This window comes from Stenotrophomonas sp. ASS1, from assembly GCF_004346925.1.
Lineage (GTDB): Bacteria > Pseudomonadota > Gammaproteobacteria > Xanthomonadales > Xanthomonadaceae > Stenotrophomonas > Stenotrophomonas maltophilia_A.
Genome location: NZ_CP031167.1, coordinates 3,117,219 through 3,129,751 on the forward strand (window position 1 = coordinate 3,117,219; position 12,533 = coordinate 3,129,751).

The following is a 12,533-nucleotide window of genomic DNA, read 5'->3' on the forward strand; positions in this document are numbered from 1 at the left end:
ATCCTGGAATTACAGCAGCTTGCTGGATGCGATCTGCATCGCCAGCTTCGCGATCGAGGGCTCCATCAGGTCGGTCAGCGGCTTGGGGTAGATGCCCAGGGCCAGCACGCCGATGGCGAACACGCCCAGCACCAGCCATTCGCGGCCGTTGATGTCCTTCAGTTCGGCCACGTGGCTGTTGGCCACTTCGCCGAAGAAGATGCGCTTGTACAGCCACAGGGTGTAGGCGGCGCCGATGATCAGGGTGGTGGCCGCGCCCAGTGCGATCCACGGATTACGCTGGAAGGCCGACAGGATGACCATGAACTCGCCGACGAAACCGCTGGTGCCCGGCAGGCCCGCATTGGCCATAAAGAACAGCATGGCGAAGGTGGCGAACCACGGCATCACGTTGACCACGCCGCCGTAATCGGCGATGCGGCGGCTGTGCATGCGGTCGTACAGCACGCCGACACAGGAGAACATCGCACCGGACACGAAGCCGTGCGAGATCATCTGCACCATGGCGCCCTGCAGGCCCAGGCGGGCAGCATCGGCGTTGCCGGCTTCACGCACCAGCCACAGGGCGATGAAGGTGCCCAGGGTGACGAAGCCCATGTGCGCGATCGACGAATAGGCGATCAGCTTCTTCATGTCGTCCTGCACCAGGGCGACCAGGCCGACGTAGATCACCGCGATCAGCGACAGCGCGATCACCAGCCAGGCCCATTCCTGCGACGCGTCCGGGACGATCGGCAGGTTGAAGCGCAGGAAGCCGTAGCCACCGATCTTCAGGGCGATGGCGGCCAGGATCACCGAACCGGCGGTCGGCGCTTCCACGTGGGCGTCCGGCAGCCAGGTGTGGACCGGGAACATCGGCACCTTGACCGCGAAGGCGATCAGGAAGGCAAAGAAGATCCAGGTCTGTTCCTTGGCCGACAGCGGCAGCGCGTACAGGTCGGCCAGCTGGAAGCTGCCGCCCTTCATGTACAGGTAGATCAGCGCCACCAGCATCAGCACCGAGCCGAGGAAGGTGTACAGGAAGAACTTCAATGCTGCGTAGATGCGGCGCGGGCCACCCCAGACACCGATGATCAGGAACATCGGGATCAGCATGGCTTCGAAGAACACGTAGAACAGCATCGCGTCCGTCGCGGCGAAGATGCCGACGGTGACGCCTTCCAGGATCAGGAAGGCCGCCACGTACTGGTTGACGCGCTTGTCGATGGCGCTCCAGGCGCCGATCAGGGCAAGCACGCTGACCAGGGTGGTCAGCAGGATCAGCGCCACGGCAATGCCGTCCACGCCCAGGTTGTAGCCGATCTTGTACGCCGGGATCCAGGCATGGGTCTCGACGAACTGCAGGCCGTCGATGCCCGCGTTGTAGCCGCTCAGCAGCGAGAGGCTTGCAACGAAGGTGAGCACCGCGACGCCCAGCGACGCCCAGCGGGCAGTCTGTGCATCACGGATCGCAAGGATCAGGGCGCCACCGATGATCGGCAGCCAGATGAGGACACTGAGTAGAGGCCAGTTCGACACGTCTTCTTATTCCGTACAGGTCATCAACGCAGGTAATGCATCAGCACGCCCAGAAGGGCAATCAGGCCGATGATCATCGCGAAGGCGTAGTGATAGAGGAAACCGGATTGGGTACGACGCAGCACGCCGGCTGCGACGTCCACAACACGTGCCGAGAGATTGACCACGCCGTCGACGATGTTGCTGTCGATCCAGCGTGCGACCTTGCCCAGCTTGACGCTGCCACCGGCAAAGCCATCGATCCACAGCTTGTCGAAGCCGTACTTGTTTTCCAGCACCGACACCAGCGGGGCGAAGGTCTTGCGCGCCTTGCCCGACAGGTCCGGCTTCCACAGGTAGAACAGTGCAGCCAGCAGGAAGCCCGCCAGGGTCAGCCAGAACGGCGGCAGCATCATGCCGTGCAGCGCGAACGCCACCGGACCATGGAACTCTTCGCCCAGGAAGCCAACGGTGTTCTTGGCCGGATCGTAGAAGTTCACGATGCCGGTGAAGAACGTCTGCGCCTGGCCCTTGATGGCCTCGTGCGCATGGTGGCCGGCCCAGTCGGTGCCGTGCAGCATCGGACCGATGCTGAAGAAACCGATGGCGATCGACGGGATGGCCAGCAGGATCAGCGGCAGGGTCACCACCCACGGGGTTTCGTGCGGCTCATGCGGACCGTGGCCATGGCCGTGGTCGTCATGGTGCGCGTCCCCATGATGGGCATCAGCAGGGTGCGCATCTGCGGCGTGGTGATCGTCATGGGCATGGCCGTGATCATCATGCGCGTCGCGGAAGCGCTCCTTGCCGTGGAAGGTCAGGAACAGCAGGCGGAAGCTGTAGAAGCTGGTCACCAGCACGCCACCCAGCACTGCCCAGTAGCCATAGGTGGCCACCCAGCTGTTCTGCATGTGGGCGTGGATCTCGGCCGCCTCGATGATGGTGTCCTTCGAGTAGAAGCCGGAGAAGAACGGCGTACCGACCAGGGCCAGGGTACCGATCCACATGGTGACGAAGGTGATCGGCATGTACTTGCGCAGGCCGCCCATCTTGCGCATGTCCTGCTCGTGGTGCATCGCGATGATGACCGAGCCGGCACCCAGGAACAGCAGCGCCTTGAAGAAGGCGTGGGTCATCAGGTGGAACACGGCGGCCGAGTAGGCGGACACGCCCAAGGCAACGGTCATGTAGCCCAGCTGCGACAGCGTGGAGTACGCGACGACGCGCTTGATGTCGTTCTGCACGATGCCGATCAGGCCGGTGAAGAACGCGGTGGTGGCACCGATGAACAGGATGAAGTTCAGCGCGGTCTGCGACAGCTCGAACAGCGGCGACATGCGGGTGACCATGAAGATACCGGCGGTCACCATCGTCGCGGCGTGGATCAGTGCCGAGATCGGGGTCGGGCCTTCCATCGAGTCCGGCAGCCACACGTGCAGCGGGACCTGGGCCGACTTGCCCATGGCACCGATGAACAGGCAGATGCAGATGACGGTGGCGATCGACCAGATCACCGGCTCGTTCAGCAGCTGCATGCCGAACATGGTGCCGTCCCAGATCTGCAGCTGGGCGCGCGGGTCAGCCAGCATGCCGGCCTGCGAGAACACCTGCGAGTAGTCCAGGGTGCCGAACACCCACAGCACGCCGGCGATACCGAGCAGGAAGCCGAAGTCACCAACGCGATTGACCAGGAACGCCTTCATGTTGGCGAAGATCGCAGTCGGGCGCTTGAACCAGAAGCCGATCAGCAGGTACGACACCAGGCCCACCGCTTCCCAGCCGAAGAACAGCTGCAGGAAGTTGTTGCTCATCACCAGGGTGAGCATCGAGAAGGTGAACAGCGAGATGTAGCTGAAGAACCGCTGGTAGCCCGGATCGTCCTGCATGTAGCCGATCGTATAGATGTGGACCAGCAGCGACACGAAGGTCACCACCACCATCATCATCGCGGTCAGCTTGTCGACCATGAAACCGACGTGGGCCGAGTACTGGCCGACTTCGAAGAACGTGTAGATGTTCTGGTTGAACGGCTGCGCGCCGCCCCACAGCAACTGGTAGAGCGTGTACATCGACAGGCCGCAGGCAACCGCGACGCCGAGGATGGTGATGGTCTGCGCGCCGAAGCGCTTGACCTGGCGACCGAACAGGCCGGCGATGATGCTGCCGAACAGCGGTGCAAGCACCACTGCGATCAACAGACTCTTGGAGAGAGTGATTTCCATCTGTGGATCAGCCCTTCAACGAATCGACTTCGCCGACATTGATCGTGCGGCGGGTACGGAACAGGGTCACCAGGATCGCCAGGCCGATGGCGGCTTCCGCGGCGGCGACGGTCAGGATGAAGAACACGAACAGCTGGCCGGACGGATCGCCCAGCTGACGCGAGAAGCCGACGAAGTTGATGTTCACCGACAGCAGCATCAGTTCGATCGACATCAGCAGGACGATGACGTTCTTCCGGTTGAGGAAGATGCCGGCCAGGCTGATGGCGAACAGCACCGCGCCCAGCGCAAGGATGTGGCCAAGGGTAATCACGGCTGGGTCTCCTCGCCGGCGGCCGGCTTGCTGTTGCTGTGCACGACCGGCGCTTCGGCGCCCATCTTGACCATGCGCAGGCGCTGGCCGGCCTTGACCATGGTCTGCTCACCCGGGTTCTGGCTCTTCACGCCGGTACGGCGGCGCAGGGTCAGCATCACGGCGGCAACCACGGCCACGGTCAGGATGACGGCGGCGAACTCGAACGGCAGCAGGTACTCGGTGAACAGCGTACGCGCCAGCCAGGTGACGTTGGAGCTGTCGGCAGCGACCGCGGCGGCGTTGTCGGCCGGGAACGGGTTGACCGCCCTGCCCTTCACGCCGATCAGGATCAGCATCTGCACCAGCATCGCCACCGCAACAATGAGACCGACCGGCAGGTAGCGGACCCAGCCCTCACGCAGCTTGGTGGGGTCGATGTCGAGCATCATCACCACGAACAGGAACAGCACCATCACCGCGCCGACGTAGACCAGCACCAGCGCCACGCCGAGGAACTCGGCGCCGACCAGCAGCCACACGCAGGCAATGGAGAAGAAGGTCAGCACCAGGCAGAGCACGGCGTGAACCGGGTTGCGCACGCTGATCACCGCACCGGCCGAAACCGTTGCCGCGATGGCGAACACCCAGAAAGCGATATTTACCCAATCCATCTCTCGACCTCAGCGGTAAGCGGCATCGGCGGCGCGACGCTCGGCGATCTCGGACTCGAGACGGTCGCCCAGGGCCAGCAGCTGCGGCTTGGTAACGATGTTTTCGCCACGATTCTCGAAGTGGTACTCGAGGATGTGGGTTTCGACGATCGAGTCCACCGGGCAGCTTTCTTCGCAGAAGCCGCAGAAGATGCACTTGAACAGATCGATGTCATAGCGCGTGGTACGGCGGGTGCCGTCTTCGCGCTTGGCCGAGTCGATGGTGATGGCCAATGCAGGGCACACCGCTTCGCACAGCTTGCAGGCGATGCAGCGCTCTTCACCGTTGGGGTAACGGCGCAGGGCGTGCAGGCCACGGAAGCGCGGCGACTGCGGGAACTTCTCCATCGGGTACATCATCGTGTACTTGGGCTTGAAGCTGTACTTCAGCGTCAGCCAAAGGCCGCCCAGCAGTTCGAGCAGCAGCAGGCTCTTGAAGTAATGGGTAATCCTGTTCATCACTTAGACGCCCTTTTGAATCACGCCGAAGAACACCATGACGGCGGTAACCGCGATCCACAGAATGGCCAGCGGGATGAAGACCTTCCAGCCCAGGCGCATGATCTGGTCATAGCGGAAGCGCGGGAAGCTGGCACGGAACCAGATGTAGGCACTGGCGAAGAAGAACACCTTGACGAACAGCCACGGTGCACCGCCCTTCCAGATCCAGTCGACCAGCGGCGAGACGTCGCCGAAGTTGACCCAGCCCTGGATGGGGCTCAGCCAGCCGCCGAGGAAGAAGATCGAGATCAGGAAGCTGATCAGGATCATGTTGGCGTATTCGGCCAGGAAGAACAGCGCGAACGCACCGCCCGAGTACTCGACCATGTGGCCAGCGACGATTTCCGATTCACCTTCCACCACGTCGAACGGCGCGCGGTTGGTTTCGGCAACGCCCGACACCCAGTAGATGACGAACAGCGGGAACAGCGGCAGCAGGAACCAGTCGAAGAAACCGGAATTGCCAGCCTGCGCCATCACGATGTTGCTCAGGTTCAGGCTGCCCGACGCGATCATCACGCCGACCAGGGCGAAGCCCATGGCGATTTCGTAGCTGATCATCTGCGCCGAGGCGCGCATCGCACCCAGGAACGCATACTTCGAGTTGGATGCCCAACCGGCCAGGATGATGCCGTAGATGCCCAGCGAGGTCATCGCCAGCAGGTACAGCAGGCCGGCGTTGGCGTTGGACAGCACGATCTGCGAATCGAAGGGGACCACCGACCAGGCCGCGAAGGCCGGGGCCAGGGTGATCAGCGGGGCCAGCAGGTAGATCGCCTTGTTGGCGCTGCTCGGTTGGACCACTTCCTTGAACAGCAGCTTGAAGACGTCGGCGAAGGCCTGGAAGATGCCCATGCCCACGTACATCGGGCCGTGGCGGACGTGCATCCAGCCGATCAGCTTGCGTTCCCAGACCACGTAGAAGGCCACCGAGATGATCACCGGAACGGTGATCACCAGGATCTTCAGGATGATCCAGATCAGCGCGCCGATGTCACCGAGGCCAAGCAGCCACTGGTGCAGCGGGTCGACCGCGTTCAACAGCAATTCGTTCATGCAGCCACCACCGTTACGCGAGCGGCACCCAGCGGCGCGGTCGCGCCGTGGCCCGATTCAATCCAGACCGAACCCGCAGCGACGCGGGCGTCGATCACCACCGGCAGGGTGGCCTTGCCGGCATCGGTGCCGACCTTGGCCATCTGCCCTTCCTGCAGCTGCAGGCGAGCGGCATCTTCAGCGTTCAGCACGATGCGCGGGGCGTTGTTGAGCGGATGCGACTGCAGCGCCGGGGCGCGACGGACCACCGCATCGGTGCGGTAGATCGCGGCGGTCGAAGCCACTTCCAGGCCTTCGCCGGCAACCACCGGCTGTGCCGAGGCGGCAACGGTGACCGACACCGGGGCCAGGCTGGCGCGCAGGCCGGCCAGGTCGGTGAAGTCGAAACCGGCTACCGCCAGCTCACCGCCCAGGGCGCGCAGCACGCGCCAGCCCTCACGGGCCTCGCCCGGCAGCTTGCCGCCGGCACGCGCCGACTGCTCGCGACCATCGAGGTTGGTCAGGGTGGCGTCGATTTCCGGCAGCGCACCGATCGGCAGGATCACGTCGGCAACGTCGCGGGTGGAGACGCAGGCGAACTGGCTGAAGGCCACCACCTTGGCGCCGACCAGCGCCTTGCGCGCGGCGGGGGCGTCGGCGAAGTCCAGACCCGGCTCCAGGCCGTACACCACGTAGGCCTGGCGCGGCTGCGCCAGCATTGCGGCGACGTCCTTGCCGGCCGGCAGCACGCCTGCGCGGGTCAGGCCAACGGCGTTGGCACCCTGCGGGATGCGGCACAGCTTGGCACCGGTCGCAGCGGCGAAGTCACGCGCGGCGGCGCGGATCGCGGCAGCCTGCGGATGGTTTTCGGCGATGCCACCGACGATCAGCACGGTGTTGTTGCCGCCCTGCACCGCCGAACGCAGCTCGGCGTTGGCCAGCGCGTCGACGAACTTCGACGGCGCGACGATCTGCTTGCCGGCGATGCTGAAGGCGAAGTCGAAGTCCACCGGGTTGACGACGTGGATCTTTGCGCCGTTGGTGGTCTGCGCCTTGCGCAGGCGGGCGTGCAGCAGCGGCAGTTCGTGGCGGATGTTGCTGCCCAGAACGACGATGCGGTCGGCGCCTTCGATCTCGGCGAGCGGCAGGCCGAACACTTCGGCGGTTGCGGCGTCGGAGAAATCGCGGTTGTTGATGCGGTGGTCGATGTTGCTCGAGCCCAGGCCCTTGGCCAGGCGGGCCAGCAGCGCGCCTTCCTCGTTCGAGGTGGACGGGTGCACCAGCACGCCCAGGTTGTCGCCCTGGTTGGCCTTGAGGATCTCGGCGGCCGCGGCCAGGCCTTCGGCCCAGCTCACTTCCTTCCACTCGCCATTGACCTTGCGCAGCGGCTTGACCGCACGGTCTTCGCTGTACAGGCCCTGGTGCGAGTAGCGGTCACGGTCGGACAGCCAGCACTCGTTCACCGCTTCGTTGTCGCGCGGCACGGTGCGCAGCACTTCGCCGCGACGCACGTGCAGGAACAGGTTCGAACCCATCGCGTCGTGGTAGCCCAGCGACTCGCGCGCGGTCAGTTCCCACGGGCGGGCGCGGAACTGGAACACCTTGTTGGTCAGTGCGCCGACCGGGCAGACGTCGACGACATTGCCGGACAGCTCGGTGGTCAGCGGCTTGCCGTCGAAGGTACCGATCTGCAGGTTCTCACCGCGGTACATGCCACCCAGCTCGTAGGTACCGGCAACGTCGGCGGTGAAGCGGACGCAGCGGGTGCACTGGATGCAGCGGGTCATCTCGGTGGCGACCAGCGGGCCCATGTCCTCGTCCGGCACCACGCGCTTGCGCTCGTTGAAGCGGCTGACCGAACGGCCATAGCCCAGCGACACGTCCTGCAGCTCGCACTCGCCGCCCTGATCGCAGATCGGGCAGTCCAGCGGGTGGTTAATGAGCAGGAACTCCATCACCGAGCGCTGGAACTTCAGTGCCTTCTCGCTGCGGGTGGCGACCTTCATGCCATCCATCACCGGGGTGGCGCAGGCCGGCGCCGGCTTCGGCGACTTTTCCACGTCCACCAGGCACATGCGGCAGTTGGCGGCGATCGGCAGCTTCTCGTGGTAGCAGAAGCGCGGAATCGAAATGCCGGCCTTGTCGGCCGCCTGGATGATCATCGAACCCTTGGGCACGACCAGCGACTTGCCATCGATTTCGATGGTCACGTGATCCGGTGGCACGTTCGGGTTTACGGGTTGCGCGCTCATGCGGCGGCTGCCTCCACCTTCTTGCCGTCAACCATCGAATGACCGTTGACGATGTAGTACTCGAATTCGTCCCAGAACTGGCGCAGGAAGCCCTGGATGGGCCATGCAGCCGCTTCACCGAACGCACAGATGGTGTGGCCTTCGATCTGGCCGGCCACCGCCTTCAGCTGGTGCAGGTCTTCCATCGTGGCCTTGCCGGCGACGATGCGCTCCAGCACGCGGTGCATCCAGCCGGTGCCTTCACGGCACGGAGTGCACTGGCCGCACGATTCCTTGTGGAAGAACTGGCTGATGCGGCAGGCGAACTTGACGCAGCAGACGCTGTCGTCGAGCACCACGATCGCACCCGAACCCAGGCCGGAGCCCAGCGCACGGATGGTGTCGTAGTCCATCGGCAGATCCTGCAGCTCGGCCGCGGTCAGTACCGGCATCGACACGCCGCCCGGGATCGCGCCCTTGAGGGTACGGCCCGGACGCAGGCCACCGGCCATTTCCAGCAGGTCGTGGAACTTGGTGCCCAGCGGCACTTCGAAGTTGCCGCCGTTCTGCACGCAGCCGGACACCGAGAAGCACTTCGGACCGCCGTTGGCGGTCAGGCTCAGGCCCTTGAACCACTCCGGACCGTTGCGGATGATCGCCGGCACCGAACCGTAGGTTTCGGTGTTGTTGATCGTCGACGGCTTGCCGTACAGGCCGAAGTTGGCCGGGAACGGCGGCTTGTAGCGCGGCTGGCCCTTCTTGCCTTCCAGCGATTCCATCAGCGCGGTTTCTTCGCCGCAGATGTACGCACCGGCGCCCAGCGCACCGTAGATGTCGATGTCCACGCCCGAGCCCATCACGTTCTTGCCCAGCCAGCCATTTGCATAGGCGTCGGCCAGGGCCTGCTCGAAGTGCTCGAACGGCTCGTGGTGGAACTCACCGCGCAGGTAGTTGTAACCCACGGTCGAACCGGTGGCGTAGCAGGCGATCGCCATGCCTTCCACCACCGAATGCGGGTTGTAGCGCAGGATGTCGCGGTCCTTGCAGGTGCCCGGCTCGGATTCGTCCGAGTTGCAGAGGATGTACTTCTGCATGTTGCCCTTGGGCATGAAGGACCACTTCAGGCCGGTCGGGAAGCCTGCGCCACCGCGCCCGCGCAGGCCCGAGGCCTTGACCATCTCGATGACCTGCTCCGGCGGGATCTTCTCTTCGAGGATCTTGCGCAGGGCAGCGTAGCCACCGGTCTTCAGGTAGCTTTCGTACGACCACGGGGTGTCGTAATGCAGGGTGGTGTAGACCACCTGGTGCGGCAGCGGCGCGGGGCCGACCGGACCCTTGGATTCGTGGTGATGTGCCATGCCCTTACTCCAGCCCGTCCAGCAGCTCGTCGACCTTTTCCAGGGTCAGACGCTCATGGTAGTGACCGTTGATGACCATCATCGGCGCGCCACCGCAGCCGGCCAGGCACTCTTCCTCGCGCTTGAGGTAGACGCGGCCGTCCGGGGTCGATTCACCGTGCTTGATGCCCAGCTTCTTCTCGCAATGGCGGACGATGTCCTCGGCGCCATTGAGCCAGCAGCTGATGTTGGTGCAGATGGCCACGTTGTTGCGGCCCACCTTCTCGGTCTCGAACATCGAGTAGAAGCTGGCGACCTCGTAGGCCCACACCGGCGGCAGGTCGAGGTACTTGGCCACGCCGGCGATCAGTTCGTCGGTCAGCCAGCCCTCGTTCTGCTCCTGGGCCGCATGCAGGCCCTGCAGCACGGCAGAGCGCTTGCGGTCCGGCGGGAACTTGGACAGCCAGTGATCGATGTGAGCGCGGGTCTTGTCGCTCAGCACCACCATCGGGTCGACGTCGCGCGCCGCCTCGAAATTACCTGTCGCCTTCATCGGCCGACCTCAGCGAAATGCATAACGTGAAATTCCAGAAACTGCGGCGCCGGCTTGCGCCGGCTGCCTGCAGCGGGCGTTGGCGTGGCGGACGGCATTACCGGTCAACCTCGCCGAACACCAGGTCGTAGGTACCGATCATCGCCACCACGTCGGCCAGCATGTGGCCGCGCACGACCGAATCGATCGAGGACAGGTGGGCGAAGCCCGGCGCACGCAGGTGCACGCGGAACGGCTTGTTGGCGCCATCGGAGACCAGGTAGCAGCCGAATTCGCCCTTCGGGGCTTCCACCGCCGAGTAGGTCTCGCCGGCCGGCACGCAGTAGCCCTCGCTGAACAGCTTGAAGTGGTGGATCAGCGCTTCCATGTCGTCCTTCATGTCCTCGCGCCTGGGCGGAGCAACCTTGAAGTTCTTCACCATCACCGGGCCGGGGTTGGCTTTCAGCCATGCCACGCACTGCTTGATGATGCGGTTGGACTCGCGCATTTCGGCAACGCGGACCAGGTAGCGGTCGTAGCAGTCGCCTTCCTTGCCCAGGGGGATGTCGAAATCGACGGCATCGTACTTGGCGTACGGGCGCTTCTTGCGAAGGTCCCAGGCAATGCCCGAGCCACGCAGCATCACGCCGGTCATGCCCCACTGGTGGGCCAGTTCCGGAGTGACCACGCCGATGCCGACGGTACGCTGCTTCCAGATACGGTTGTCGGTCAGCAGGGTTTCGTATTCGTCGATGCGCTTGGGGAACTCGACGGTGAAGTTCTCCAGGAAGTCCAGCAGCGAGCCTTCGCGCGAAGCATTGAGCTGCTTCAGCGCCTTGCCCTTGTGCCAGCGCGATTCCTTGTACTTCGGCATGTGGTCCGGCAGGTCGCGGTAGACACCGCCCGGACGGTAGTACGCCGCGTGCATGCGCGCGCCGGAGACCGCTTCATAGCAGTCCATCAGCTCTTCGCGCTCGCGGAAGGCATACAGCATCACCGCCATCGCACCCAGGTCGAGCGCGTTGGAGCCCAGCCACATCAGGTGGTTGAGGATGCGGGTGATTTCGTCGTACATGGTGCGGATGTACTGCGCACGCTCCGGCGCTTCGATGCCCATCAGGGTCTCGATCGCGCGCACGTAGGCGTGCTCGTTGCACATCATCGACACGTAATCCAGGCGATCCATGTAGCCGATCGACTGGTTGAACGGCTTGGACTCGGCCAGCTTTTCGGTACCACGGTGCAGCAGACCCACGTGCGGGTCGGCGCGCATGATGGTCTCGCCGTCCATTTCCAGGATCAGGCGCAGCACACCGTGCGCGGCCGGATGCTGCGGGCCGAAGTTCATGGTGTAGTTGCGGATTTCCTGCCGGCTTTCGGCGGCGTTGCTGGCGAAGGCTTCGCCGGCCTGGTGTACGTGGCTCACTTCACTGCCTCCTGCGCGCGCTCACCTTCTGCGGTCTGCAGACGGGCGTCGTCGCGGATCACGCGCGGCACGCCGACACGCGGCTCCACCGAGGTGACCGGTTCGTAGATCACGCGCTTCTTTTCTTCGTCGTAGCGGACTTCGACATTGCCGATCAGCGGGAAGTCCTTGCGGAACGGATGGCCGACGAAACCGTAGTCGGTCAGGATCCGGCGCAGGTCCGGGTGGCCTTCGAAGATCACGCCGTACAGGTCGAACGCTTCGCGCTCGAACCAGTTCAGGCCCGGCCAGATGCCGGTCAGCGAGGACACCACCGGCAGCGCTTCGTCAGGGGCGAAGCAGCGCAGGTGCATCATCAGGTTGTGCTGGTACGAACGCAGCTGGGCGACCACGGCGAAACGCTGGGTCGGCATGTGCTGCGGGCGGGCACCGTCGGCGCCGTTTTCCTCGGTGGGGAACTCGCCCCACGCGAAACGGCCTTGGGCCTTGCCTTCGACGCCACGGCTGAAGCCCTGCGAGGACACGTCGGCGGTGTCCCATTCGTCGGAGCCATAACCGAGGTAGTCGACGCCGCAGAGATCCACGGCCTGCTCGAAACCAAACTCGTCACGCAGCGCCAGGGCGGTGGCGTGCCACTCGGCGGCAGGCACTTCCAGCGTCACTTCGCCGCGGGGTTCGACCACGATGACCTTCGCACCTGCGAAACGTGCGGAGAGTCGGTCGATGAAGGATGCTTGCTCTGCCATG

11 protein-coding genes are annotated in these 12,533 nt (G+C 64.4%); all 11 read right to left on the reverse strand.

The features are described from left to right. Positions 1–9 precede the first annotated feature (9 nt). The 11 genes from MG068_RS14625 to MG068_RS14675 all read right to left on the reverse strand — a co-directional run bounded on the left by MG068_RS14625 (position 10) and on the right by MG068_RS14675 (position 12,532). Entirely contained in the window at positions 10–1,518 is a 1,509-nt protein-coding gene (locus MG068_RS14625) for an NADH-quinone oxidoreductase subunit M (protein ID WP_005410452.1), read from the reverse strand. Positions 1,519–1,541: 23 nt separating this feature from the next. Further along, positions 1,542–3,719 carry an NADH-quinone oxidoreductase subunit L gene (gene nuoL / locus MG068_RS14630; protein ID WP_132810539.1) on the reverse strand — a complete coding sequence of 726 codons (2,178 nt, stop codon included), beginning with the start codon at positions 3,717–3,719 and terminating at the stop codon, positions 1,542–1,544. Positions 3,720–3,726: 7 nt separating this feature from the next. After that, complete coding sequence (gene nuoK / locus MG068_RS14635; protein ID WP_005417921.1) at positions 3,727–4,032, reverse strand: NADH-quinone oxidoreductase subunit NuoK; 306 nt, start codon at positions 4,030–4,032, stop codon at positions 3,727–3,729. Next, on the reverse strand, positions 4,029–4,685 hold the full coding sequence (locus tag MG068_RS14640) for an NADH-quinone oxidoreductase subunit J (RefSeq protein WP_032128645.1): 657 nt from the start codon (positions 4,683–4,685) through the stop codon (positions 4,029–4,031). The genes nuoK and MG068_RS14640 overlap by 4 nt, the downstream gene beginning before the upstream one ends. 9 nt (positions 4,686–4,694) lie before the next feature. Next, entirely contained in the window at positions 4,695–5,183 is a 489-nt protein-coding gene (nuoI, locus tag MG068_RS14645; RefSeq protein ID WP_006381128.1) for an NADH-quinone oxidoreductase subunit NuoI, read from the reverse strand. A 3-nt stretch (positions 5,184–5,186) separates the two neighbouring features. After that, a complete protein-coding gene (gene nuoH / locus MG068_RS14650) occupies positions 5,187–6,281 on the reverse strand; it encodes an NADH-quinone oxidoreductase subunit NuoH (protein WP_006381129.1) in 1,095 nt (364 codons plus the stop codon). Then, positions 6,278–8,512: an NADH-quinone oxidoreductase subunit NuoG gene (nuoG, locus tag MG068_RS14655; RefSeq protein ID WP_132810540.1), complete on the reverse strand. Its 2,235-nt coding sequence runs from the start codon at positions 8,510–8,512 to the stop codon at positions 6,278–6,280. Before nuoG ends, nuoH begins: the two co-directional genes overlap by 4 nt. Continuing rightward, positions 8,509–9,849, reverse strand: coding sequence for an NADH-quinone oxidoreductase subunit NuoF (gene nuoF, locus MG068_RS14660; RefSeq protein WP_006381131.1), 1,341 nt, complete (start codon positions 9,847–9,849; stop codon positions 8,509–8,511). The genes nuoG and nuoF overlap by 4 nt, the downstream gene beginning before the upstream one ends. Before the next feature lie 4 nt (positions 9,850–9,853). Next, on the reverse strand, positions 9,854–10,381 hold the full coding sequence (gene nuoE, locus MG068_RS14665; protein ID WP_006381132.1) for an NADH-quinone oxidoreductase subunit NuoE: 528 nt from the start codon (positions 10,379–10,381) through the stop codon (positions 9,854–9,856). 97 nt (positions 10,382–10,478) lie between these two features. Beyond that, on the reverse strand, positions 10,479–11,786 hold the full coding sequence (locus MG068_RS14670) for an NADH-quinone oxidoreductase subunit D (RefSeq protein ID WP_005417935.1): 1,308 nt from the start codon (positions 11,784–11,786) through the stop codon (positions 10,479–10,481). Next, complete coding sequence (locus MG068_RS14675; protein ID WP_005410462.1) at positions 11,783–12,532, reverse strand: NADH-quinone oxidoreductase subunit C; 750 nt, start codon at positions 12,530–12,532, stop codon at positions 11,783–11,785. The genes MG068_RS14670 and MG068_RS14675 overlap by 4 nt, the downstream gene beginning before the upstream one ends. Between the last annotated feature and the right edge of the window lies 1 nt (position 12,533).